The following is a 24,146-nucleotide window of genomic DNA, read 5'->3' as shown; positions in this document are numbered from 1 at the left end:
GCTTCGCAGCGACAGTCGCCATCTCCAGCATTCATGCGTGGGTGACGGGAGCGCCCCCTCTTCACCCATCCAGGAGCAGGCATGGCAGGCAGTCGAGGGACAGCATTGGTGACGGGCACGTCCGCGGGAATTGGCGCGGTGTATGCCCGGAGGCTGGCGGCGCTGGGGTATGACCTCGTCCTCGTCGCCCGGCGCGAGGAGCGGCTGAAGGCGTTGGCGGCGGAGCTGACGGCGGCGCATGGCGTCCGCGCGGAGGTGCTGCGGGCGGACCTCACGCAGCACGGGGACCTCCAGCGGGTGGCCGGGCGCGCGGCGGGCGAGGACCTCACCCTGCTCGTCAACAACGCGGGCGTGGGCGGCTACGGCCCCTTCGCGCAGGTGGAGGCCGCGGCGCTGGAGGGGCTGGCGAACCTGCACATGATGGCGCCGATGCTGGCCACGCGCGCGGCGCTGCCCGGCATGCTGGCGCGCGGCAAGGGCGCGGTCATCAACGTGGCCTCGCTGCTCGCCTTCTCTGGCGCGATGCCGCCGGGTCCCCTGCCCTACCGGGCCACCTACGCGGGCGCGAAGGCGTTCCTCGTCCACTTCACGCGCACGCTCTCGGGGGAGCTGCGCGACTCGCCCGTGGTGGCGCAGGTCGTCTGCCCGGGCATGACCTTCACCGAATTCAACGGCGGCTATCCCGGCACCATGTCGCCCGAGGACGTCGTCACCGCGTCGCTCGTCGCGCTGGAGCGCCGTGAGACGGTCTGCGTCCCGGGGCTGGAGGCCGCGGAGGCGCTCGTGGCCCTGGAGAAGGCCGAGGCGGGGCTGCTGCGTGGGGCCACCCACAGCCTGGCCGGGCGGTACCGGACGGCCTGAGGCGCGGGAAACCCATTTCCTGCACCTGCATCCATTGGGGCATTCATCTGCACGGAGGAAGCACTCATGAGCGGAACCTCGACACGACCCGCGGAGAAGAGCGGCACCTTCAAGCTGGGCGGGGACCTGCCCATCCACCGGTTGGGCTACGGCGCGATGCAGCTCACCGGCCCTGGCATCTGGGGTCCGCCCAAGGACCGGGCGGAGGCGGTGCGCGTGCTGCGCCGAGCGCTGGAGCTGGGCGTGGACTTCATCGACACGGCGGACTCCTACGGCCCCTACTACAGCGAGGAGATCATCGCGGAGGCTCTGCACCCCTACGCGAAGGGCGTGGTGGTGGCGACGAAGGCGGGCCTGGTGCGCACGGGCCCCAACGAGTGGCACCCGGTGGGCGCGCCGAAGTACCTGCGTCAGGAGCTGGAGATGTCGCTGCGCCGGCTGAAGCTGGAGCGCATCGACCTGTACCAGCTGCACCGCATCGACCCGAAGGTCCCGATGGAGGAGTCGCTGGGTGAGTTGAAGGCGCTGCAGAAGGAGGGGAAGATCCGCCACATCGGCCTGTCGGAGGTGTCGGTGGAGGAGATCGAGCGGGCGCGCAAGGTGGTGGACGTCGTGTCGGTGCAGAACCGCTACAACCTGACCGACCGCGTGCACGAGAAGGTGCTGGACTACTGCGAGAAGCAGAACCTGGGCTTCATCCCGTGGTTCCCGCTGGCGACAGGCGGGCTGGCGAAGCCGGGGAGCACGCTGGACTCCGTGGCGAAGAAGCACAACGCGACGCCCGCGCAGATCGCACTCGCCTGGCTGCTGGCGCGTTCGCCGGTGATGCTGCCCATCCCGGGCACGTCCTCCGTGAAGCACCTGGAGGAGAACCTCGCGGGCGCGGAGGTGAAGCTCACGAAGGACGAGCTGGCCGCCGTGGACGCGCAGGCGTCCGGGCGGTGAAGCCGGGCGTCACTTCCGCCTCAGGTAGCGCAGGAGGAGCGTCACCAACTCCTCCTGGAGCAGCCCCTGGGACAGGGACTCGGGGCGCTCCACCACCGCGCGGTGGATGACCGCGTGGGACACCGTGTCGATGAGCCACAGGGCCAGCTCCGGATCCGGCACGTCCGTCTTGAAGCTGCCGAGTGCCTCCAACATGGGCGCGTCCTCCGCGTCCCACCTCCTGGCCGGTCGCGCGGGCAACTCCTGCGTCAGCGCGTGGTGCAGCTTTGGATTCACCGCGTGCGCCGCGAAGCCCATCGCCACCAGCGTCCGGATGAGCTCCTCCAGCGTGCGGAACTTCCGCGTCGCCAGCACCTCCCTCACGGCGGCGCGCTGCTCCTTCGCGTGCCGGCGCGCCACCTCCGCCACCAGCGCCTCCTTGCCGGGGAAGAACTGGTACAGCGAGGCCACGTTGACGCCGGCCCGCTCCGCGATGCGGTTGGTGGTCAGCTTCGCGGAGCCGTCGCGCACCAGAATGTCAGCAGTCGCCTGCACCAACGCGTCCACCGTCGCTCTCGAGCGCTCCTGCGTGGGCATCTTCCGAGGGGAAAGCTTCGCGCGCGGCATGCCGGACTCCTGGGGTGGGAACGCAAGCTGACAACATAAGCAGTCCCTTACATTCTTGTCTCCGTCGCTCGCGAGCCACCTGCGTCCTCGCGACAGGAGACCATCCATGTCCCATGCCACCTTGCCCGTGCTCGTCATCGGCGCCGGTCCCACCGGCCTGACGCTCGCGTGCGACCTTGCCCGCCGGGGCGTCCGCGTTCGCATCATGGACGCGGCCCCGCATCCCTTCGTCGGCTCTCGCGGCAAGGGCCTTTCGCCTCGCACGCTGGAGGTGCTGGACGACCTGGGCGTGCTCGACGCCGTGCTCGCCGCGGGCAATCCCTATCCCAGCCTCCGCCTCCACTGGCGGCGCTTCGTCGTGGGGCGCTGGACCATGATGGCCCGCCGCGCCGCGACCCCGGACGTGCCCCACGCCAATCCCTGGCTCGTGCCGCAGGCTCGTACCGAGGGAATCCTGCGCGACCGGCTGGCATCGCTGGGTGTCACGGTGGAGTTCGGCGCCGCCCTCACCCGCTTCACCCAGGACACCGCCGGTGTCACCGCCACGCTCACCCGCGACGGCGCGGAGGAGACCGTCCGCGCGGAGTACCTGGTCGGCGCGGATGGTGGACACAGCCGCGTGCGCAAGGAGCTGGGCCTGGCCTTCAACGGCGTCACGCTCGAAGAGGAGCGCATGGTCGTGGGCGACGTGCGCGTGGACGGCCTGGACCACACGCACTGGCACATCTGGCCCTTCGCGAAGGGCGGCGTGGTGGCGCTGTGCCCGCTGCCCGGCACGAACCACTTCCAGCTCGCCCTCCAGGTGAAGCCCGGTGGCGTCATGCCGGAGCTCACCGAGGCCGCGCTCCATCAGCGCATCCAGGAGGCCGCGCGCCCGGGCCGGGCCGTGCGCCTGCATGACGCGAGCTGGTTGTCCGTGTACCGCCCCAACGTGCGCATGGCGGACCGCTACCGCGTGGGCCGCGTGTTCATCATGGGCGACGCCGCGCACGTGCACCCTCCCACTGGAGGCCAGGGGCTCAACACCGGCGTGCAGGACGCCTACAACCTGGGCTGGAAGCTGGGCCACGTGCTCCAGGGCGCGACTCCAGCCCTGCTCGACACCTACGAGGCGGAGCGGCTGCCCATCGCCGCCCGGGTGCTCGGGCTGTCCTCGAAGCTGTTCGACGGCATGCGGCAGGGACGCATGAAGGCCCTGAACCGCGGCGACGAGCTGCGGCAACTGGGCTTGAGCTATCGAGGCGGCCCGCTCGCCCCGGCAGTCCCCGGCGACACGGCCCGCGTACAGGCGGGAGACCGCGCCCCGGACGCGCCCTGCGCGGAGGCACACGGAAAACCTGTCCGACTGTCGGACAGGTTTCGCGGCCCCCACTGGACGCTGCTCGCCTTTGGAGCCGCGCACCCGGAGGTCGAGGCGTGGGCCCACGAATCCGTCCGCGTCGTCCGCATCCTCGGGAAGGGCGCGGCTCCCATCCCCGGGGCCCTGTCCGACAGGGACGGCCACGCGCACCACGCCTACGACGTGGTCCCTGGAAGGGATGCGCTCATCCTGGTGCGCCCGGACGGCTACGTGGGACACGCGTCCCGGCCAGGCGACCTCGCGGCGCTGGTGCAATTCCTGACGCCCCTCCTGCCCCGCCCCACCGCGCGGCCAATCCCATCCGCACCGGACGTAACCGCCAACAGCCCCAGCGCGTAGAGGGAGCAATGCCGGGCTTCGCATTTCCGCGAGGCCCATGGAGACTCCGTCCATGTCCATCCGCTCCTTCCGTGGTGGCGCCGCCTGCGCCGCGCTGGGCCTGCTCACCCTGTCCGCCTGCAACTCCGGCGACGACACCGACCCGTCCTCCCGGCGCTTCCGCGTGCGCATCGAGAACGTGGCGCCCTTCCAGAACCTCAAGTCCGGCCGGTTCGACACGAAGGTGAGCGGCACCTCACCAGGCCCGCTCGCCCCGGGCGACACTTACGAGTTCAGCTTCACCGCGGGCCGCACCCACCGGCTCTCCTTCGCCGCCATGTTCGCGGCGTCCAACGACTGGTTCTTCGGCACGGAGCCCCGGGGCATTCCGCTCTACTCCGCCGACGGGCAGCCGCTGGCCGGCGACATCACCTCACAGGTCATCCTCTGGGACGCGGGCACGGAGGTGGACGAGGAACCCGCCGTGGGCGCGCACACCGGCCCGAAGCAGGCGACCGCCACGGATGGCCCGGGCCTCAAGGACAGCACGCCCAGGGTGCGGCGCGTGGGCACGCAGCCCGTGCTCAGCAACGGCCAGACGTTCACCCTGCCCGCGCTCGCGTTGATGATCCGCGTGCAACTGGCCCACGACGCGGCCACGCACCGCTTCACGGTGCGCATCAGCAACGTCTCCGACGACCGCAACACCCTCAGCACCTCCGAGGGCATCAAGCCCGTCCGCATCTCCCCGGGCGTCTGGGTGGTGGGCGCGGGCAACGAACCCCTCTTCACGGAGGGACAGGAGGACCGTGGACTGGGCTTGGAGGCGCTCGCGGAGACCGGAGACCCCACCGCGCTCCACACGTGGCTCACGCCGCTCAATGGCGTGGCCACGCCGCTGTCACCGGGCGTCTTCGCCGTGCACCACGCCGCCGCGCCGCTCTTCACGGAGGGCGCGCCGGACCGGGGACAGGGATTGGAGGCACTCGCGGAGACGGGCGACACGGCCCGGCTGGCCAACGCCCTCGCCTCGACGCCGCCCAACGGCGTAAGCGCGTCGGGCACCTTCACCACGCCCGTGGATGCGTCCTCGCCCGGTCCCCTCCTGCCGGGCCACGCCTACGAGTTCACCGTGACGGCGCGCCCCGCGGACCGGCTGTCCTTCGCGACCATGTTCGGCCAGTCCAACGATTGGTTCTTCGGCACCGACGAGCAGGGCATCGCGCTGTTCGACAAGGCCAACGCCCCCGTGACGGGCGATGTCACGTCCAAGGTGTACCTGTGGGACGTGGGCACGGAGCTGGATGAAGAGCCCGCCGTGGGCCCCCACCAGGGCGCCCCCGAGTGGACCCTGGACACCGACAAGACCGTGCGCCGCGTGCCCCCGTCCCGCTACGGCACGCCCCTGTCCCAGCACCTCCGCGTCACCCTCACCGAGGCGAACTGAGGCGCGAGGCGTCAGACGGCCTCGCGCTCCAGCGTGTCCTCGTCGTCGGAGTCCACCGGGGGCTCGTCCTGGAAGGCGCTGGGCAGCAGGCTGAAGGGCAGCACCTTGGCCAGCGCCGCCAAGAGCAGGATGCCGCCCGGCGCGGCGAAGATGGCCAGCGCGGGGATGGCCTTCGCCACGTCGATGAGCTGGGCGCGCATGCGCTGGCGCTCGTCGTCGGTGAGCTTCTGGCGCCGCGCCGCCTTGGTGAGCAGCACCGCCAGGTCGCCCGTCTCGCGCGCCTCCTGCATGAGCCGGTGGAAGTTCTTCTCCAGCGTCTCCTGCATGCCGCCCATGAGCTCCTCGCCCATGGCGCCCGCCGCGTCCGACACGGTGAAGACATCCACCAGCGAGCGGTGCCGCGCGTAGAACTCCGCCATCTCCAATTCCAGACGGCGCAGCTCCGCGTGGGGCACGTGCAGCGCGCCCGCCAGCGTGTCGATGAAGGCCCGCTCCCGCCGCGTGCGCCGGCCGTCCACGAGCGCCGCCAGCAGCGCCTGCTCCAGGAGCAGGTGGCGCATGTCCACGCTGCGCACGCGGCGCACCACGTCCCGCACGTCGCGCTTGCGCTCGAAGGACTGACGCACCGCGGCCTTCACCTCGCCCTCCAGCGCGTGTGGAAGCTTCAGCCCCTCCACCTGCCGGAGGATGGCGCGGCGCGCGGGCGGGCTGGGTTCGCGGTCCACGCACGCGAGCGCCGTGAGCACGTCCACCAGCAGCGCCTTCTGCTTCGCCGCGAAGTCCCGCCGCCGCTCCACGGCCACGCGCGACAGCCGGCCGGTCGAGAACAGGTCGATGGCCTGCCGGCAGAACAGCTGCGCGTCCGCGTACTGCGCGCCGTTGTGCAGCACCAGCCCGTACACCGGGTCTCCGGCCAGCGACGGCGCCCGCTTGTCGAGCGCATCCTCCACCCGCCCCACCATCCGCCGGGGCACCGGCAGCCCCGCCGCGAGCCGCGCGTCCAGCGCCATGGCCAGGTCCAGCTCGCCCGCCAGCACCGCGAAGAGCACGAGCAGCTGCTCCACCCGAGGGCCTTCCGGCGCATCCATCACCCGCGCCAGGTCCAACGCCATGCGCGCCAGCGTGCGCACCACGGCATGGAACAGCTCGTCCTCCACGGCGCGCGCGGGGACATCCACGGGCTCACCGCCGTCCACCGGCGGGGGCAGCGGTACGGGCGTGCCATAGACGAGCCCCGAGGCCCGCAGCGTGCGGCGCAGGAAGGCGCGGCCCCGGGCGCGGCCGGAAGCGGAGTCCAGGAGCGGCGGCGTCGTGACAGGCGCGGGGGAGCGCGCGTGCGCGGCCACCACGTCCGCCAGGAGCGTGGCCAGCCAGGTCCCCCTTCCAAAAACCAGCACCGACACCGGTACACCCCTCGAGCGCGTGCGGCCGGAGCTTCCCTCTCGGGCACACCGTGCGGGGAATAACCCAGTCGCTTCCGGGATGCCACCCGACCTCGGGCCTCCGCTCGCGTCCGGCAACAGCGGCTGATGGGTGGCGGAAAAAAATGCGCGCGCGTCCACCCAGGGCGGACGCGCGCGCAGGTGCCTCTCGCCAGGAAGGACTACAGGCGGGTCGCCTTGCCCGGCTCCAGGGTGAGCACCTTGGTGGTGGCCCGGCCCTTCTTCAGTTCGGTGGTGAGCGCCTCCGGGGTGCCGGCCAGCGCGGGGAAGGTGCCGTAGTGCATGGGCACCACGGTCTTCACCTTCAGGAGCTTCGTGGCGACGGCGGCCTGCGGCGGGTCCATGGTGAAGTGGCCGCCAATGGGCAGCATGGCCACGGTGGGCTTGAACTGCTCCGCGATGAGGGCCATGGACTGGAAGGCCCCGGTGTCACCCGCGTGGTACAGCGTGGGGCCGTTGGCGATTTCAATGACGAAGCCCAGCGGCGCACCGGCGTACTGCGACGCGCCCTTCGGGTCCGCCTGGTAGCTGCTGGAGTGGACCGCCTCCACCAGGTGGATGGTGGCGTCCTTCACCGTGAACGTCCCGCCCGCGTTGGCGCCCACGGCCTGGGCCTCCGGCAGGCCCAGGAGGTTCACCAGCTCGAAGGAGCCGTACACCTTGGCGTTGGTCTTCTGGGCCAGGGCCTTCGTCTCACCCACGTGGTCGAAGTGGCCGTGGGACACGAGGATGGCGTCCACCGCCTCCGGCCAGGTGGCGCCCTGCGGCGCCTTGGGGTTGGTGAGCCACGGGTCGATGGCGATGGTCGCGCCGCCCGGCGTCTTCACCACGAAGGCGGCGTGGCCCCACCACGTCACCTCGGTCTTGCCCGCCGCGGGGGCCTTGGCCGCCTTGGATTCCGTCTTGGGAGCCGCCGGCGTCGTCGGCGTGCCCTGCGCGAAGGCCGCGCCCGCGACACCCAGCACCGCGCCCACCACCACTGCCTTCAGCTTGTTTCCCATCGTTGTCCGCTCCAGGAGGGAGGAAAAAAGACGACATGTCGCCGTGCCGCCCGGGGGCGCCGCACGGCTGGGGCGCCACATACCACCCCATCAGGGAGGCGGAAGGGGGCTGGCGCGTCCGGCTGCCTGGGAGAGGACACAGAGGCCTTCATCCCCCCACGGCGGGGGTTTGTGACCCCGGGGGAGGATGCAGCGCGCTACGCTCGACGGCCGCGTGGACCATCGATTCCAAGTCAGCCTCCGTGGGGTCATCGACCTCCTGTCCCACCACCTGTACAGCTCGCCCGGGGTCTACGTGCGGGAGCTGCTCCAGAACGCCACGGACGCCATTCGCGCCCGCCAGCAGTTGGAGCCCCGGGCCACGGGAACGGTGGGGCTGGAGCTGCGGGAGAAGCAGGACGGCGGGCCGCCCACCCTGCTCTTCACGGACGACGGCGTGGGGCTGACGGAGGAGGAGATCCACCGCTTCCTGGCCACCATCGGCGAGTCCTCCAAGCGCGAGCAACTGGAGGCCCGCCGCAAGGACTTCATCGGCCAGTTCGGCATCGGCCTCTTGTCATGCTTCATGGTGTGCGACGAGCTGTTGGTGGTGACGCGCTCGGCGAAGGGGGACGGGAGGACGCTGGAGTGGCGGGGCCGGCACGACGGCACCTATGACGTGCGCGTCTCCGAGCACCCGCTGGACGCCCCCGGCACGCACGTCTACCTGGTCGCCCGTCAGGACATGGCGGAATGGTTCACGCCGGAGCGCGTGCGCCAGCTGGCGAAGCACTACGGCGGCCTCCTGCCCTTCCCCGTGCGGCTCACGGTGGAGGGGCGGACGGAAGCGCTGACCCCGGACGGCCCGCCCTGGCGCCGCTTCTACGAGACGCCAGGGGACCGGCGGCAGGCGCTGCTCGCCTACGGGCGCGAGGTGTTCGGCACGGACTTCCTGGATGTGATTCCGCTGCGCTCCGAGGCGGGGGACGTGGACGGCGTGGCGTATGTGTTGCCGGCGTCGCCGCACTTCAATGCCAGACAGAAGCACCGCGTGTACCTGAAGCAGATGTTGCTGTCGGAGAGCGCGGAGAACCTGCTGCCGGAGTGGGCTTTCTTCGTGAAGTGCGTGGTGAACGCGAACGGGCTGAGGCCCACCGCGAGCCGCGAGTCCTTCTACGAAGACACGGTGCTTTCGAAGGCGCGCGAGGCCCTGGGGCAGTCCCTGCGCAGGTATCTGATGGATCTGGCGCACGACGACCCTCGGGCGTTGCAGCGGTTGATTGCATTGCACGGGCTGTCGGTGAAGGGGCTGGCGCTGGACGACGATGACTTCTACCGGCTGGTCATCCACTGGCTGCCTTTCGAGACATCGCTCGGGGTGATGACGCTCGCGGACTACCGGCGGTCATGGCCGGTGGTGCGCTACACGCCGACGCTGGACGGGTTCCGGCAGGTGGCGCGGGTGGCGGGGGCGCAGGGGCTGTGCGTGTTGAACGCGGCGTACACGCATGACACGGCGCTGTTGGAGAAGCTGCCGCACGTGGTGCCGGAGGCGCAGGTGGCGCCGTTCTCGTCGGCGGACCTGCCACAGAGCTTCGAGGAGCTGACGCTGGACGAGCGCGAGGCCACCTATCCACTGCTGCGTCTGGCGGAAGGCGTGCTGGCGCCATTCCGCTGCGGGGTGGAGGTGAAGAAGTTCTTCCCGGCGGAGGTGCCCACGCTCTACAGCTCGGACGCGGAAGGGGCATTCCGGAGGGACGCGGAGCGGGCACGGGACGAGTCGGACGACCTGTACGCGGGAGTGCTGGACGGGGTGATGGCGGGCACGGGCGGCCAGGACCGCGCGCTGCTCTGCCTCAACCTGCACAACCCGGTGGTGCGAAGGTTGGCGGCGGTGGAGGGGCGGGAGCTGCTGAAGCTGTCGGTGGAGATGCTCTACGTGCAGGCGCTGCTGTTGGGACAGCACCCGCTGAACGCGCAGGAGATGGCGCTGCTCAACCATGGACTGCTGGGGCTCATCTCGGCGCGGTTGGATGAAGGTGGCGGAGGGGGCGGTTCGTCCGGTCCGGGCTCGAGGGGGATGCACTGATGGCCGCGGACTGGCAGCAGCAGGTGGAGGCGTTGCGCGCGCAAGCGGACGCGCTGCCGGAAGGCGACGCGAAGGTGCGCGCGCTGGAGGAGGCGGTGCGGCTGGTGGACGTGCACGGCGACGTGCCGCTGGGGTACGAACTGCGGGACGCGCTCATCGACGCGGCGACATTCGGGGGGTATCCGGACAAGGCGCTGGTGGCGTTCGCGTGGTGCCGGGGCCAGCAGAAGAAGGACCCGCAGCGGTTCGACCCGGAGGACATGCTCTGGAAGCAGAAGTGGGTGGTGGGCCGGCTGGACGAGTTCCCGCACATCAGCCGCAAGCAGATCGCCGACGCGCTGGATGACGTGGAGCAGAGCTTCGCGAAGCTGGACGCGGGCAAGCGCGCGGCGCTGAAGCTGCGCTACCAGATGGCGCGCGACATGGGAGACACGGAGGAGGCGGAGCGCCTGTGGGAGGCGTGGCTCGTGACGCCGAGGGACCACCTGACGGACTGCCGTGTCTGCGAATTGGACGACGAGCTGGACCACCACGTGGACAAGGGCGAGTGGGAACAGGCCATCCAGAAGGCCAGGCCCATCCTGGATGGAAGGCAGTCCTGCGCGGAGATTCCGCACCTGACGCTGGGCACGCTGCTGTATCCGCTCTTCAAGCTGGAGCGGATGAAGGAAGCCAGGGATTGCCACCTGCGCGGTTACGCGATGGTGGCGAAGAACCGCGAGTTCCTCGCCACGGTGGGAGAGCACCTGGAGTTCCTGGCGCTGACGGGCAACCTGTCGCGCGGGCTGACTTTGCTGGAGAAGCACCTGGGCTGGGCGTTGGAGCACTCCAGCTACCGGGACCGGTTCAGCTTCTACACAGCGGCGGCGTTCCTGATGGGACAGGTGGCGGCGGACGGCCGGGACGAGGTGAGTCTGCGCTTGCCGCACGCGTTCCCGCTGCACGCGGTGGACGGGGGCTATGGGACGCGCGCGCTGAAGGACTGGCTGGAGTCGCAGGCGAGAGACATCGCGGCGCGGTTCGACGCGCGGAACGGGACGAAGCGGTTCTCGGGGTTGCTGGCTCGCAATGAGGTGCTGGCGACGGAAGCGCGGTTGTTTCCGTTGGACTGAGTCCTTTGGCCATTCCGTCCAGATACAAAGTGCTCATCGCCCTGGCGGCAGGCATCGCGCTGGGACGGTTTCTCCTGCCCATCCTCGAGGGCCGTGTCGACTACGGCATCCAGGTCCGCCAGGACAAGTCCAGGGGATGTGCCCTGTACGTCTCCGGCAACAAGGAGATATTGGGGCGCCACGTTCAACGAAACGAAGGGGCGGACTTCGTAGACTGCGGGAAGGCCAAGGAAGTAGCGCCTGGAGCGTGGCTCGTGTGTGACTGCTCTGCTTTTCCGGCCAGATGATCAAGGCTGTGCAAAAGATGAAGCAATCGATTCGTCGGGAACTCAGACTGCTGCTCGGCCTGACGATCTTCATCGTGCTCGCAGTCATATGGTTCGACGCCCCACGGAAGCGATTCGTAGAGGGGTTTTTGGAAGCCGCCTTCCGTTAAATCCGGGTCGGAGAGTCGGAGGCGGAGGTCATCCGGAAGCTTGGGCAACCTCTCGCCAGGATCTCCCATGAAGGCGCATCAGGTCACGAGCAGGTGCTGCGCTACTCCGACCAGCGTGGCCCGACCGACAACTACGAAGCATTCCTGGTGATATTAGATGAAGAGGGGCGAGTGCGGGCTACCGAGCAGTTCCTGTACTGAGATTGAGCCGGAAGCAGCCGCGAAGACCATCTCCGCGACAGGCTCGGAGGCACCACTTCGACCACGAGACGCTTGGTCATCTCCTCACCGCCCGCGCCCAGCATCCCTCATCCCAAACGTGTCTCCAATCTTGGACCTGAGCGATGCCCCTCGGCCTGCCACTCGCATCTAGCAGCCAGGCCCATCCAGTAGCTCCCAAGGAAGCAAGCCAGGGAAGTTGGCTTCGAAGGCTCGAACGTCCTTGACGAGCGGCTGGACAGACGCGCCGCGCAGGTACCTCCCCCGTATGACAGGGGGTCTTCACACCGGAGAAGCAACCACTCGATGTCCCCCATGGGGACGCCTAACCTCTTCGAAAGCCCGAAAAGAACTCCGGCCACGTCGCGAACCCATCTGTCCTTCTCACTGCCCGCCATCTCGCATCCAACCCGTGAGCATCCTCACCCACCCACCTCATGCCACCAGCCGCATCCGCAGCGACAAGGCCATGGGTATGCCGAGGTGGCAGGTGGCCCCCCAGGCCGCTCACCGGCTCTGCGATGCCGTCCGTGGCTGAAGCGACATCGCTTAGGCTCCGCACGTGCCCAGGCGCACGCTGACGCGCGCCTGGGCACTGGAGCAAAACCCTGGGACCAGTGCCTCCTGCGTCCCTGGGAGAAAGGAGGCTGGGCACGACGCGGAGGGAGTAACCAACTATAGCCGCCCCCTCATTGAGGCCGCATTCGAGAACTACGAACTGATGTCATTCCACGAGCAGCGCTCGAAGAGCCAGCGCTGAGCAAGATCCACGATGTACTGCTGAGTACCTCCACGCCGACCGTCGAGATCGAGTGACTGGTCGGCGTTGCCGAACTCTCCAAGCAACACCTCGAACTCCCAAGCGCCAAGCGGGTCTTCAACTGGAGTGATGCGGAGGTAGCGAGTCACCCCTTGGACTTCGCGCGAGATCTCCAGGCGTTCGATTCCCGCCAGACGAATGTTTCCGATTCGCGATGGGTTGCCAAATTCGAGCCGTTCGGACAACGAACGCAGCGTTTTCTCCAGGGCATTCAGATTCGACATAGCTCACTCTGTCAGCGGCGAAGGACAACTTCGGCATCCTTATTGAATAGGAGCACATTCTTCAAATGCTGCGCTTGCTCTTGCGCAGCCGCAGCAACTCGGCCGGCTTGGGTCCGCAGGTCTGCTGCAATCCGACTGGGATCGACAGTTCTCAAGTCGAGCCGCATCACCTCCGTACCGCGCCTTCTTGCGAACTCCTCTGCGACCTCGAGCGATGACGTCCAGCTCTCGAATGCGCTGCCCGGTAGATGCGCACCGCACCGGACTGTTGAGACGCCAGATTGGTGTTAACCAGGCCGCCTGCCTCAACTGCATCAGCACTCGCCGGGCCCTGCCTCGGCGAGAGGAGGTTGCGGCGCTCGAGCAGCCAGTGCTCGTTGTACCGGTGAGACTACTCCAGCAGGGCCTGCCGCAGTTCCTCCACGACGGAGGAGGTGTGCATCAAACCCAGGGCTCGATTGATGGGATCGTCGAATGGTGGAGCAAGTCCCGCCGGACGCCTGGGTGCGTCTATCCGCGGGCGCGGGCACCAAGGGCCTACGCGTCTACGACTGGGCGCGCATGCGGCTCAATCGGCACCTCGGATTGTCACGCTGGCTGCTGTTTCGCCGAAGCCTCGCGGACGGGAAGGTGGCCTTCTACGTCGTGCATGCCCGGCGCAATGCCTCGCTGGAGTCGATGGTGCGTGCAGCGGGCAGCCGGTGGGCCTTCAAGGAGGACTTCGAATCCGCCAAGAACGAGGTGGGCCTCGCCGACTATAAAGTGCGCACGTGGACGGCCTGGAATTGGCACATGACGTTGTGCCTGTTGGCCCACGTCTTTCTTGCCGCCGCCTGTGCCGTGGCCAATTCGCAACTCCAGGAGGGCCTGCCCCCAAAAGCGCTCGGCCTGCCGAGGCGCAGAAACCCCATGCGCGCGTTTCTCGCCCGGCGCGGCATCTACGGACGCCCTTCGTCCGCTACTCCGTCCAGGAGGGGCGGGCGCTCCTGGTAGCGCTTCTGCGCCGTGTGGCAACTCCGATTGCGCATGTGCTGGTGTGGAGTCGCTGGCGACGCCACCACCAAGCCGTGGCCATGCAGTGCCACTACCGACCCCGAAAGGCACGGCTCAAACTCCAGCTGTAGGACTAGGGGCTGTCCCTGATCTCGTGTTCACGAATCGACCCGACGGGCCGGTCCTCCGGCACGTTGGGGCTGGGCCCCGAGTCGGAGTTACTGGCTGGGGCCAAGTATGATCAACGCAGGCTGTGCGCCGACATGAACTGAGCGATGCCGAGTGGAGCCGCATCGGACCCCTGCTGGGCTCCAGGAGCGGCCCTCGCTCGAAGCGAGGGGACCGTGACTTCATCAACGCCGTGGTGTGGCGCGTGAAGACTGGGGTGCAGTGGCGGGACTTGCCCGAGCGGTTCGGTCACTGGAAGACGGTCTACAATCGATTCCATCGCTGGGCGAAGACGGGGCGCTGGGAAGCCATCTTCAAGGCGCTTCGGCTCGATGTGGATGAACTCGGCTCCCTCGCTGACGCATCTGTCGTCCGGGCGCATCAGGACGCCGCGGGCGGAAAAGGGGGATCCGAAGCAATGCTTTGGGGCGTTCTCGAGGAGGCTTTTCAACGAAAGTTCACGCCGTCACGACGACGGGAGGTAAGCCGCTCCACGTCGCGCTGACGCCAGGCCAGCAGCACGAGTCCACAATGGCCGAAGAACTTCTGGCGCACGCCGAGGGCGCCGCTTTCATCGCGGATACCGGCTATGACGCCGACCGCATTCGCGCCAACGTTCGAAAGCTCAGGATGAAGCCTGTCATCCATTCAAACCCGAGCCGCAAGCGGGCGTTGCCGTTGGACCGCACCCTGTACCGGCTGCGCTACCGGGTGGAGTGCTTCTTCCACGACCTCAAGCGCTTTCGTGCTGTCGCCACCCGCTATGACAAGACGGCGACCAGTTACCTCGCCGTCCTGCACGTCGCATCCATGCTTCTTTGGCTGCGCTAATCAGGGACAGCCCCTAGTTCCAGGTCGACGTAAAACCGCCCGCGGTGACAGCCTTCCAACCCCCCATGCCCTCGACGGGCCGCGCGTGCTCACTCGCGGCCCGTCCCGGGCTACTCGGCGTCCGTCAGGTCCAGGCCCTTGCGGATTTCCCTCGCCAGATCATACGCGTTGCCCCTCTTCAGCATGTGATCGAAGTAGAGCTGCGGGCGTTCGTCCGTCTCCTGGTTGTAGAGGCAGCCCTGGAACCACCCCTTCTTCAGCAGCATCAGGCGCACCACGGGGTCGGTGAGCGTCAAGGTAGTTGTCGCGTGAGAGGGTTCAGCCGATGTGCTTCAGCTCCTGCACTTCCGATGAGGGGTTGAGGCGCACGGGGCCTGCTGGAGTCCAGTCGCGCGTGTCGCGGCTCCAGCGCTCGGGGTGACGGGCGCGGGCGCGCTGGTACACCTGGTGGCGCTGGGCGAGCAGCGCGGCGTCGAGGCCGAAGTGTCTGGCGTCCGGCGTGACGAAGCGGATGGCGGAGTGCTGGTGCTCGGTGTTGTACCAGGCGACGAAACGCACCACCCATGTGTGCGCAGCCTGCGTCGACGTGAAGGCTCGTTGGGGGAAGCAGGGGTGGTACTTCAGCGTACGGAAAAGGGCTTCGGAGAAAGCTTTGTCGTCCGAGACGCGGGGCCGGCTGAAGGAAGGCGCCACGCCCAGCCATTGCAGCGTGGCCAGCATCGTGGCGCCCTTCATGGGGCCGCCGTTGTCCGAATGCAGTACCAGGCCCTCGGGGCAGCCCGCCTCGCGCCAGCTGTCGCGAATGAGGGCCGCGGCATGCGCGGACGACTCCTCCTCGTGGACACGCCAGCCCATGATGCGGCGGCTGAAGACGTCCACCACGAGGTAGAGATAGAGGAAGGTGCCCTTCACCGGCCCCTTCAAGTAGGTGATGTCCCAACTCCACACCTGGCAGGGGGCGCTGGCCGTATGCTCGGCCTTGGGGCGCGGCGTGGGTGGCTTCGCGGGGCCACGGTGCGCCAGCTGTCCCGCCTCGCGCAGCACCCGGTAGAAGCTCGCCTCGCTGGCCAGGTACTCGCCCCGGTCGGCGAGTCTGGGCACCAGTTGCTTGGGCGAGACGTCGCGGAATTCCTCGCTGTTGGCCACCGCCAGCATGCGGCGCTTCTCGCCTTCGGAGAGTCGGTTGGCGGGTCGGGTGCGCGGTCCGCACCGCCCGTCCTGGGCCGTTTCCGGCTTCCTCCAGCGTTGAATCGTGCGCGGAGCCACCCCGAGCCGCTCGCAGACGGCCTCCAGCCGCACGCCTTGCAGGAGGGCCGCTTCCACGTGCGCGAGCGTCATTTCCCGCGCTTCTCGTCCGCTGCGTCGTCCTCGTCGTCCACGTCCTTCTCGTCCCAGCCCATCGCCTGAAGTTTTTTTTCGAGTACCAGCAGCGCCGCCGTCTCCGCCAGCGCCTTCTCCTTGCGGCGCAGCTCCCGCTCCAGCTCCTTCACCCGTTTCTCCGACGAGGCCAGCCGCCGACGCTGGCTGGCCGTCAGGGCCCCGGCGGCAGCCGTCTGCGCGCCTTGGGAAAGGGCTCCAGCGGCTGCGGCCCGCCACTCCCCCAACTGCTCTTCATGCAGCCCTTCCCGGCGCAGAAGCGCTCCCAGCGTCTCGCCCTCCAGTCCGTGCGCTTCCGCCAGCACGCGCAGTTTCTCCTCGGGCGTCCACTTCTTCGGACCGGCAGGCTTCTTCTCCTCGGACGGGGGCGTCATTGCCGCCAACTTATTCGCCTCGCGCAACCACTGCGACAACGTCGGCTGCGAGACGCCCACCTGGCGGGCCAGCGCCGCGGCACTTACCGCGCCCGGGCCCACCATCCGCTTCACCATCTGCGCCTTGAATGCATCCGTGTACGGCACTGCGTCCTACCGGCTCTCGCCCCCAGGGCGTCGTCAGCTCGGCACGTCAGCCGAGGCGACAACTTCCCTGACACAGGGGGGATCGCATTTCAGGACACTGGAGGACTGCGTCCTGGAACTCCATGGGCGGCACGTACTCGTGCGCGTCGATGTAGTGGACGATCATCGTCGGAGCGATGAAGACCTGCGTCTCCCCGGGGATGAAGACGTTCGCCGTCCCGGTGGCGCCCCCCGCACCGAAGTAAGACGTGCCCTTGAGCCTCCCCGCGAACTGGCAAAGCGAGCACACATGGAAGCCCGCAGACACCACCGGCGGCTGCCAGGGATTCGCACACAGGCGGAGAAGCGCCGCGAAGAACTTCTCTTCCACGGCGCCCCGGGGATACGCGTGCCCCCTTTCAAGCCAGCCTACCGCCAGCGACGACTGCTCCCACTGGCGCATGTAGCTGCAATGGGTCAGGTCTTGAAAGTGGGCCACGTGCGTCAGCGCTTCAACTTCGAGAACGGGTTGTTGAACGGCTCCGGCTTCTTCTGCGGCGGAGCCGGGTTCGCCGGCTTCTGCGCCGGACGCTGCGGAGCCGGTGAACTGACGGGCTTTGCCTGGGCCGGCCGCCCGGACGGCTGCGGCGCTCCACCCTCCAGCACCGCGCGCACGGACAACGCCAGACGCTTGCGCGCCAGGTCCACGGACAGGACCTTCACCGTCAGCCGGTCGCCCACCTTGGCCACCTCCGACGGATCCTTGATGAACCGCGCCGCCAGCTGCGACACATGCACCAGGCCGTCCTGATGCACGCCCACGTCCACGAACGCTCCAAACGCTGTCACGTTCGTCACCACGCCCTGCAACACCATCCCCTCCTTCACATCCTCCAGCGTGCGCAGATCATCCCGCGTCGCGTGCGCCGTGAAGTCACCTCGCGGGTCGCGGCTCGGCTTCTCCAACTCCGCCAGGATGTCCTTCAGCGTCAGCTCGCCCAGCTCCGGCCCCAGGTAGCGCTTCGCATCAATCTGACGCACCAGCGCCGCGTTCCCCACCAGCGACGCCACGTCCACGCCCAGGTCCTTCGCCATCCGCTCCACCACGGCGTAGCGCTCCGGGTGCACCGCGCTCGAATCCAGCGGCTCTGGCCCGCGCACCCGCAGGAAACCCGCCGCCTGCTCGAACGTCTTCGGCCCCAGGCCGCTCACCTTGAGCAGCTCGCGCCGCGTCGTGAAGCGCCCCTTGGCCGCCCGGTGCGCCACCAGCTTCTTCGCCAGCGACGGCCCCACGCCGGACACGTGCTCCAACAACTGCGGCGACGCCGTGTTCACGTCCACGCCCACCGCGTTCACGCACGAGTCCACCACCTCGCCCAGCTTCTTCTTCAACAGCCCCTGGTCCACGTCGTGCTGGTACTGCCCCACCCCGATGCTCTTCGGGTCGATCTTCACCAGCTCCGCCAGCGGGTCCTGCAAGCGCCGTCCAATGGACACTGCTCCGCGCAGCGACACGTCCAGCTCCGGGAACTCTTCCCGCGCCACCTCCGACGCGGAGTAGATGGACGCGCCCTGCTCGCTCACCGACACCACCGGAATCTGCACGCCCATCGCCTTCAGCGTGTCCCGCGTGAAGACCTCCGCCTCGCGGCTGCCCGTTCCGTTGCCCACCGCGATGAGCTCCGGCTTGTGCTTGCGCACCACCGCCTCCAGCAGCTTCGCCGCGCGCGCCCGCTCGTCCGCGCTCCGCTCCGAATAGAGCGTCGCCGTCTCCGCCACCGTCCCCGTCGCGTCCAGCATCACCAGCTTGATGCCCGTGCGCAGCCCCGGATCCAACGCCAGCACCGCCCGAGCCCCCGCCGGCGCCGCCAACAGCAGGTGCCGCAGGTTCTCTCCAAACACACCAATGGCGCCCTTGTCCGCGCGCTCCTTCAGCTCCGCGCGCAGCTCCGACTCCAGCGACGGCCCCATCAGCCGGTCCCACCCGTCCTCTACCGCCGCGCGCAACTCGCCCGCGAACAGCGACTGCGGCCGCGTCACCACGCGCGAGGTGAAGAGCCCCTTCACCTCGTCGTCCGGCAGCCCCAGCTTCACCTTCAGCACGCCCTCCTCCTCGCCGCGCAGCAGCGCCAGCACGCGGTGGGACGGGGCCTGGGACAGCGGCTCCTCATGGCCGTAGTAGTTCTCGAACTTGGTCGTCTCGCCCTTCTTCGCGGGCACCACGTCCGAGCGCAGCGTGCCCCGCCGCGTGCACAGGTCGCGGGCCTCGCGGCGCAGCTTCGCGTCCTCCGCCACCCGCTCCGCGCAGATGTCCCGCGCGCCCGCCAGCGCCTGCGCCACGTCCGCCACGCCCTTGTCCGCGTTCACATAGGGCTTCACGCGCGCGTCCAGGTTCTCCCCGCGCTGGCCCTCCTGCTTCCACACCAGGTCCGCCAGCGGCTCCAGCCCCTTCTCCCGGGCGATGGCCGCGCGCGTGCGGCGCTTGGGCTTGTAGGGCAGGTACAGGTCCTCCAACTCCGCGCGCGTGCGCGCCGCCTGGAGCGCCTTCGTCAGCTCCGGCGTCAGCTTCCCCTGCTCCTCGATGCTGCGCAGGATGGTGTCGCGCCGCCCGTCCAGCTCCGCGCGCTCAGACGCCTTGTCCAGGATGGCTTGAATCTGGACCTCGTCCAGGCCTCCCGTGGCCTCCTTGCGGTAGCGCGCGATGAAGGGGACCGTGCCTCCCTCCTCATGAAGCGCGAGGGTCCGGTCCACCTGCTCCGGCTTGATGCCCAGCTCCTGGGCCAACGCAGCGGCATAGACGTGCATGGCGCCCGTCTATACCCCGGCCCGCCAGCGCCTCCCAGAGACGCGCCGCCCGCTCGTTCCCCAATGAAAAGGGCCGCGCGGGAAGCACTCCCACGCGGCCCTTCGCTTCACATGCTCAACGTCCGGCTCAGGCCGGCTGGATGTCGCTGTTCTTCACGCGGAAGGTCTTCGAGGTGAACTTCGCCTCCAGCTCGCTGCCCGCGCGCTTGGAGTAGTCCTTCGCCACCTCGGCGGCGGGGATGAGGTGGAAGGTGGCGAGCGTCTCGTCCGCCTTCACCTCCATCACCACGAAGCCGTGCGAGTCCGCGTCCGCGAAGCGCAGGTTCGGGTTGGACGCCTGGAGCGTCTTCTCCATCTCCGTCACGGCGTGCTGGTACACCGGCGCGCCCGTGGCGTAGCCCGCGCCAATCAGCGCCAGGCTCGCCAGGCTCTTGATGGAGCCGGAGGTGATGCCCGGCGCCGTCAGCGTGGGCACGCCCTCCTCCACCGACGCGAACGACGCGTGGATGTCGCCGGAGATGAACACCGCGTTGGACACGCCGGCCGCCTTCAGCGTGTTGAGCATCACCTTCTTCTTCGTGGGGAAGCCGTCCCACTGGTCCACGCTGAAGTAGAAGCGCTGGCGCAGCGTCGGGTCGGTGATGTCCGCCTGCTGCCGGAAGTCCCAGATGAGCGCCGACAGCGACGTGGAGCTCACCACCATCTTCCAGGTGTTCGTCGCCGTGGTCAGCGTCTGCTGGAACCACTTCTCCTGGTCCGGACCGAACACGTCCTCGCTCTTGCCCCCGGTCGCCTGGTAGTTCACCGCCGCGAACAGGTCGAAGGTGTCCTTCACCACCACGTAGCGCGAGCCCTGGATGTTGAAGAGCGCCGCCTTGCCCATGTGCGCGTACGCCAGGCCCCGGGGCTTGCCCGCCGGCGAAATCACCAGCTGCGCGTTCACCGCCTTCAGCACCTGGTTCACGTAGTAGAGCGCCAGCGGGCCCTTCACCCACTTGGCGGCCTTCTGCGCGGCCTCCGCGTCCGTCAGGCCCGCGGCCTTCGCCTGGCTCAGGTACACGCCCAACAGCACCTGCTTGTGGTTCGCGTACGCCGCGTCGTCGATGTTCACGTACGCGAACGTGTCCGCCTGGAACGTCTGCTTCACCGCGTCCGGCTGGCCCTGCAGCGCCGCACTCAGGAGCGCCTCGTCCAGCGCCACGGCGCCCGGATACGCGTCCTCCGGGATGAGGTGGTCCGGCCGGAAGCTGCGGTAGTCCGTCACCAGGAGCTTCAGGTGCTTGCCGTACTCGAAGTCACGGTAGATGCGCGAGTGGGGGAAGCGCGGCTCCTTGGCCACGTCGATGGCGCCCTCGGGCGACTGCATCGTGTCCAGCGGGATGTACTCCAGGAAGGCCTGCTCCGCGTTGAGCTTGCGGTCCAGTTGCGTCTCGTCCCGCTTGCCGTCCTCGTAGGTGGCCACGTCCTGCCAGCAGTCGTCGGAGAACTCGTGGTCGTCCCAGACGATGATGAACGGGTAGCGCTCGTGCACCGCCTGCAGCTGCTTGTCGCCGCGGACGGTCTTGTACAGGTCGCGGTAGTTGGACAGCGAGTTCGCCGCGAGGAACGCGGTGAGCCCCGAGCCCTGCGGCAGCGCCTCTTCCGGCGCGCTGAAGCGCACCGCGCGGCCCGCGCCGTCGGACTGGAAGGACGAGTCGCCCGTCGTCTCATAGACGTAGTCGCCCAGGAACACGACGAAGTCCAGGTCCGCGTCCAGCTGCGACAGCCGCTGCCAGGCGTTGTAGTAGCGGCCAATGAAGTCCTGGCAGCTGGCGAACACGAACTTCACCGGCACGTCATCCCCCGCCGCCGGCGCGGTGCGCGTGCGCCCGATGCGCGTGGTGTGCTTCTGGCCGTCCTTCTCGTAGGAGAAGCGGTAGTAGTACGTCGTGCGCGCGGACAGCCCCGTCACCTTCACCTTCACCGCGTGGTCATGCTCCGCCAGCGCCGTCAGGTCCTTCTTGTCCAGCACCAGCGTCTTGAAGTCCTCCGTGGGGGAGACCTCCAGCCGCAGGGGCAGGTCCGCCCCGCCGCGGGCCGTGTCCTCCACGCGCACCCACAACACCACGCTGTCCGGACGCGGGTCTCCCGACGCCAGCGACTGCGGGAAATAGGGCGAGCCATCCGAAGGCGCCGTCGCGTCGTCGTCGGAGCATCCAAAGGTCGTCGTCGCCGCGACAGCAACCACGGCTTGCAGGAACGTGCGGCGTTTGAAGGGGTTGAACAAGGCGATGGACTCCAGCGGGGAGCAGGGGTGAAGGGGCTCCCAGGCCGCGAAGTCTAGAGGCGCTCCGTCCTCCACACGAAACATCCCGGCGACAGCCCGGTGATGACCCCGCGCGTCACGCTTCCGCCACGCGCCTCAATGCCTCTCACGGCGAAGAAAAAAGGGCCGGCCCCAGCACCTGGGACCGGCCCCTTCTCCACTTCACCCGCCACGCCGCTCCCCCCGGAGGTGCGCGACGGGCCCTTCCAGTGGCTTCGAGGGCTACTTCACGGCCTTCACGCGCGGGCGCTTCTCGCCTTCCGCGGGCTCGGAGGCCTCCGCCGCGGGGGCAGCCGCCGCGCCGGCGGCCTTGCCGATGCCGTACTTCTCCAGCACCAGGCCCTCCACCTCCTTGTAGGTCTCCGGGTGCTCGCGCAGGTACTCCTTCGCGTTCTCCCGGCCCTGGCCGATGCGCTCTCCCTTGAAGGAGAACCAGCTGCCGCTCTTCTCGATGATGTTCTCGTTGGAGGCCAGGTCGATGAGGTCGCCCTCACGCGAGATGCCCGCGCCGTACATGATGTCGAATTCCACTTCCTTGAACGGCGGCGCCACCTTGTTCTTCACGACCTTCACGCGGGTGCGGCTGCCCACCACGTTCTCGCCGTTCTTGATGGCGCCCACGCGGCGGATGTCCATGCGCTGCGACGCGTAGAACTTCAGCGCGTTGCCGCCCGTCGTGGTCTCGGGGTTGCCGAACATCACGCCAATCTTCATGCGGATCTGGTTGATGAAGATGACGCACGTCTGGCTCTTGGAGATGGTGCCCGTGAGCTTGCGCAGCGCCTGGCTCATGAGGCGCGCCTGCACGCCCATGTGCGCGTCGCCCATCTCGCCTTCCAGTTCCGCCTTCGGCACGAGCGCGGCCACCGAGTCCACCACCAGCACGTCGATGGCGCCGGAGCGCACCAGCATCTCCGCGATCTCCAGCCCCTGCTCACCGGTGTCCGGCTGGGACAGGAGCAGGTCGTCGGTGCGCACGCCCAGCTTGCGCGCGTAGCCCACGTCCATCGCGTGCTCCGCGTCGATGTAGCCGCACACGCCGCCGCGCTTCTGCGCTTCCGCGACGATGTGGAGGCACAGCGTCGTCTTACCGGAGGACTCCGGCCCGAAGATTTCGATGATGCGGCCGCGCGGCACGCCGCCCACGCCCAACGCGATATCGAGTGAAATCGAACCCGTCGAAATGGCCTGGACGTCCTTCATCATGGGCTCGTCGTTGCCGAGCCGCATGATGGACCCCTTGCCGAACTGACGCTCCACCGCCGCCAGCGCCAGCTCGATCGCCTTTTCCTTCTCCTGATTCACGGCCATTTCTCGTCGCTCCTTGGAAGAGTGGACCACCCCGGTCCACCTGAACGCGCTTTTAGTACGCGATGGGTAGACCCTAGTCCACCCCTCTGACATCCGTTTCGGGTCCTGGCGGTCAGCTCTTGCGCAGGGCAGCCAGGAAGGCGGCCACCAGCCCGCCCAATCCGGCCGCCCAACCCGCCGGAACGTCCGGCACCAGCACCATCCCCAACCCGAGCCCGGACACCACCGTCAGCAGCGCCAGGGCTCCGCGATACAGGGGAGTGCCCACGGAGGCAACCGTCAGCAGGGTCAGCGACAGGAGGGTCAAAAGCCCCTGCAGGATGAGCAGCCCGCCGGGCATGACGACGCCGGTGAGTCCCAGGACCACCTGGAGCGCCAGCGCCCCCAGGCCCACCGCCAGGGCCGGAAACGGGCCGCCCGGGGGCGGTGTCAGCCGGGCGCCCGGGACGGGGGCATTCTTCAGGTGCTCCAGGTCCTCCGGGCGCACCTCCAGGGCGTAGGGGAAGCCCAGCGCCAGGAGCGCCTCCACCGCCGTGGCGCGGCAGGAGCGCCCGTCGGAGTCCACCAGCCCGTCCAGGCTGCCCCCCTCCAGGAGCCGGTGGAAGGCGTCCGCCTCCGTCCGGCCCCCGCCCTGCGCCCCCAGCTCCTCCAGGAGCCGGTTGAGGTTCCAGGCCAGGCGCTTCTGCTCGTCCCCTTCCGCGCGCCGGGCCTGCTGCGCCAGCAGGAACATGGGCAGCGGCGAGTCCGTGGGCGGGGTGGGTGAGCCGCCCCGCGCCGGAGCCTCCGCCGAAGGCTCCCAGGGCGCCAGGTCCGACGGAGGCTCCACCTCCCCTCCCGGGTGGGGAGCCGGTGTGCGCGAACGTGGGCGGAAGGCATCGGACACGGTGAGGAAACTGTAACCGGGGCGGTGCGTGGGGTTCAAAGTGGGAGGGCCCGCGACTTCCAGCGGGCAACGGGGCCCGGCGCCGCGGATGCCGGAAACGAAGAAGCCCGGGCC

The 24,146-nt window shown here is 68.8% G+C and carries 18 protein-coding genes and 1 pseudogene; 8 read left to right on the top strand and 11 right to left on the bottom strand.

Annotated features, from left to right (window positions below; all coding sequences use genetic code 11):
• Positions 1 to 81: 81 nt before the first annotated feature.
• Both KYK13_RS06295 and KYK13_RS06290 read left to right on the top strand, forming a co-directional pair.
• On the top strand, positions 82 to 861 hold the full coding sequence (locus KYK13_RS06295) for an SDR family oxidoreductase (protein WP_223642740.1): 780 nt from the start codon (positions 82 to 84) through the stop codon (positions 859 to 861).
• 66 nt (positions 862 to 927) lie between these two features.
• Entirely contained in the window at positions 928 to 1,806 is an 879-nt protein-coding gene (locus KYK13_RS06290) for an aldo/keto reductase (protein WP_223642739.1), read from the top strand.
• Positions 1,807 to 1,815: 9 nt separating this feature from the next.
• On the opposite strand, the gene KYK13_RS06285 is transcribed toward KYK13_RS06290, so the two are convergent.
• On the bottom strand, positions 1,816 to 2,412 hold the full coding sequence (locus tag KYK13_RS06285; RefSeq protein WP_223642737.1) for a TetR/AcrR family transcriptional regulator: 597 nt from the start codon (positions 2,410 to 2,412) through the stop codon (positions 1,816 to 1,818).
• A gap of 106 nt (positions 2,413 to 2,518) precedes the next feature.
• On the opposite strand from KYK13_RS06285, the gene KYK13_RS06280 reads away from it, so the two are divergent.
• Positions 2,519 to 4,111 carry an FAD-dependent oxidoreductase gene (locus KYK13_RS06280; RefSeq protein WP_223642736.1) on the top strand — a complete coding sequence of 531 codons (1,593 nt, stop codon included), beginning with the start codon at positions 2,519 to 2,521 and terminating at the stop codon, positions 4,109 to 4,111.
• 52 nt (positions 4,112 to 4,163) lie between these two features.
• The gene (locus KYK13_RS06275; RefSeq protein ID WP_223642735.1) at positions 4,164 to 5,537 is read left to right on the top strand and encodes a spondin domain-containing protein; all 1,374 of its coding nucleotides are present in this window, start codon (positions 4,164 to 4,166) and stop codon (positions 5,535 to 5,537) included.
• Between the two features lie 11 nt (positions 5,538 to 5,548).
• On the opposite strand, the gene KYK13_RS06270 is transcribed toward KYK13_RS06275, so the two are convergent.
• On the bottom strand, positions 5,549 to 6,940 hold the full coding sequence (locus KYK13_RS06270) for a TerB family tellurite resistance protein (protein WP_223642734.1): 1,392 nt from the start codon (positions 6,938 to 6,940) through the stop codon (positions 5,549 to 5,551).
• 200 nt (positions 6,941 to 7,140) lie between these two features.
• Complete coding sequence (locus KYK13_RS06265) at positions 7,141 to 7,980, bottom strand: metal-dependent hydrolase (RefSeq protein ID WP_223642733.1); 840 nt, start codon at positions 7,978 to 7,980, stop codon at positions 7,141 to 7,143.
• 214 nt (positions 7,981 to 8,194) lie between these two features.
• On the opposite strand from KYK13_RS06265, the gene KYK13_RS06260 reads away from it, so the two are divergent.
• Both KYK13_RS06260 and KYK13_RS06255 read left to right on the top strand, forming a co-directional pair.
• Positions 8,195 to 10,048 (top strand): HSP90 family protein, encoded by a 1,854-nt coding sequence (locus KYK13_RS06260; protein ID WP_223646540.1) that lies wholly within the window; start codon positions 8,195 to 8,197, stop codon positions 10,046 to 10,048.
• The gene (locus tag KYK13_RS06255) at positions 10,048 to 11,160 is read left to right on the top strand and encodes a hypothetical protein (protein WP_223642732.1); all 1,113 of its coding nucleotides are present in this window, start codon (positions 10,048 to 10,050) and stop codon (positions 11,158 to 11,160) included. The genes KYK13_RS06260 and KYK13_RS06255 overlap by 1 nt, the downstream gene beginning before the upstream one ends.
• Positions 11,161 to 12,526: 1,366 nt before the next feature.
• On the opposite strand, the gene KYK13_RS06250 is transcribed toward KYK13_RS06255, so the two are convergent.
• Positions 12,527 to 12,859 carry a hypothetical protein gene (locus tag KYK13_RS06250; RefSeq protein ID WP_223642731.1) on the bottom strand — a complete coding sequence of 111 codons (333 nt, stop codon included), beginning with the start codon at positions 12,857 to 12,859 and terminating at the stop codon, positions 12,527 to 12,529.
• 474 nt (positions 12,860 to 13,333) lie between these two features.
• On the opposite strand from KYK13_RS06250, the gene KYK13_RS06245 reads away from it, so the two are divergent.
• A complete protein-coding gene (locus tag KYK13_RS06245; RefSeq protein WP_223642730.1) occupies positions 13,334 to 13,852 on the top strand; it encodes a hypothetical protein in 519 nt (172 codons plus the stop codon).
• Between the two features lie 280 nt (positions 13,853 to 14,132).
• Positions 14,133 to 14,851: pseudogene (locus KYK13_RS39200) on the top strand (IS5 family transposase); the annotation flags it as partial.
• 110 nt (positions 14,852 to 14,961) lie between these two features.
• On the opposite strand, the gene KYK13_RS06235 reads toward KYK13_RS39200, so the two are convergent.
• The 7 genes from KYK13_RS06235 to KYK13_RS06205 all read right to left on the bottom strand — a co-directional run bounded on the left by KYK13_RS06235 (position 14,962) and on the right by KYK13_RS06205 (position 23,975).
• On the bottom strand, positions 14,962 to 15,147 hold the full coding sequence (locus KYK13_RS06235) for a hypothetical protein (protein WP_223642728.1): 186 nt from the start codon (positions 15,145 to 15,147) through the stop codon (positions 14,962 to 14,964).
• A 22-nt stretch (positions 15,148 to 15,169) separates the two neighbouring features.
• Positions 15,170 to 16,719 (bottom strand): IS3 family transposase gene (locus KYK13_RS06230; RefSeq protein ID WP_370645402.1). Its coding sequence is split into 2 segments (ribosomal slippage): positions 15,170 to 16,258 and positions 16,261 to 16,719, totalling 1,548 coding nucleotides; the frame shifts between segments, so codons are not numbered across the junction.
• Positions 16,720 to 16,795: 76 nt separating this feature from the next.
• On the bottom strand, positions 16,796 to 17,227 hold the full coding sequence (locus KYK13_RS06225) for a hypothetical protein (protein WP_223642726.1): 432 nt from the start codon (positions 17,225 to 17,227) through the stop codon (positions 16,796 to 16,798).
• Between the two features lie 5 nt (positions 17,228 to 17,232).
• Entirely contained in the window at positions 17,233 to 19,533 is a 2,301-nt protein-coding gene (locus KYK13_RS06220) for a Tex family protein (RefSeq protein ID WP_223642724.1), read from the bottom strand.
• 127 nt (positions 19,534 to 19,660) lie between these two features.
• Positions 19,661 to 21,799 (bottom strand): alkaline phosphatase, encoded by a 2,139-nt coding sequence (locus tag KYK13_RS06215; protein WP_370645298.1) that lies wholly within the window; start codon positions 21,797 to 21,799, stop codon positions 19,661 to 19,663.
• A gap of 261 nt (positions 21,800 to 22,060) precedes the next feature.
• Complete coding sequence (gene recA / locus KYK13_RS06210; RefSeq protein ID WP_223642720.1) at positions 22,061 to 23,149, bottom strand: recombinase RecA; 1,089 nt, start codon at positions 23,147 to 23,149, stop codon at positions 22,061 to 22,063.
• Between the two features lie 112 nt (positions 23,150 to 23,261).
• Positions 23,262 to 23,975 (bottom strand): hypothetical protein, encoded by a 714-nt coding sequence (locus KYK13_RS06205; RefSeq protein ID WP_223642719.1) that lies wholly within the window; start codon positions 23,973 to 23,975, stop codon positions 23,262 to 23,264.
• Between the last annotated feature and the right edge of the window lie 171 nt (positions 23,976 to 24,146).

Source organism: Corallococcus sp. EGB, from assembly GCF_019968905.1.
Taxonomy (GTDB): domain Bacteria; phylum Myxococcota; class Myxococcia; order Myxococcales; family Myxococcaceae; genus Corallococcus.
This window is presented reverse-complemented; position numbering and strand designations above follow the sequence as displayed.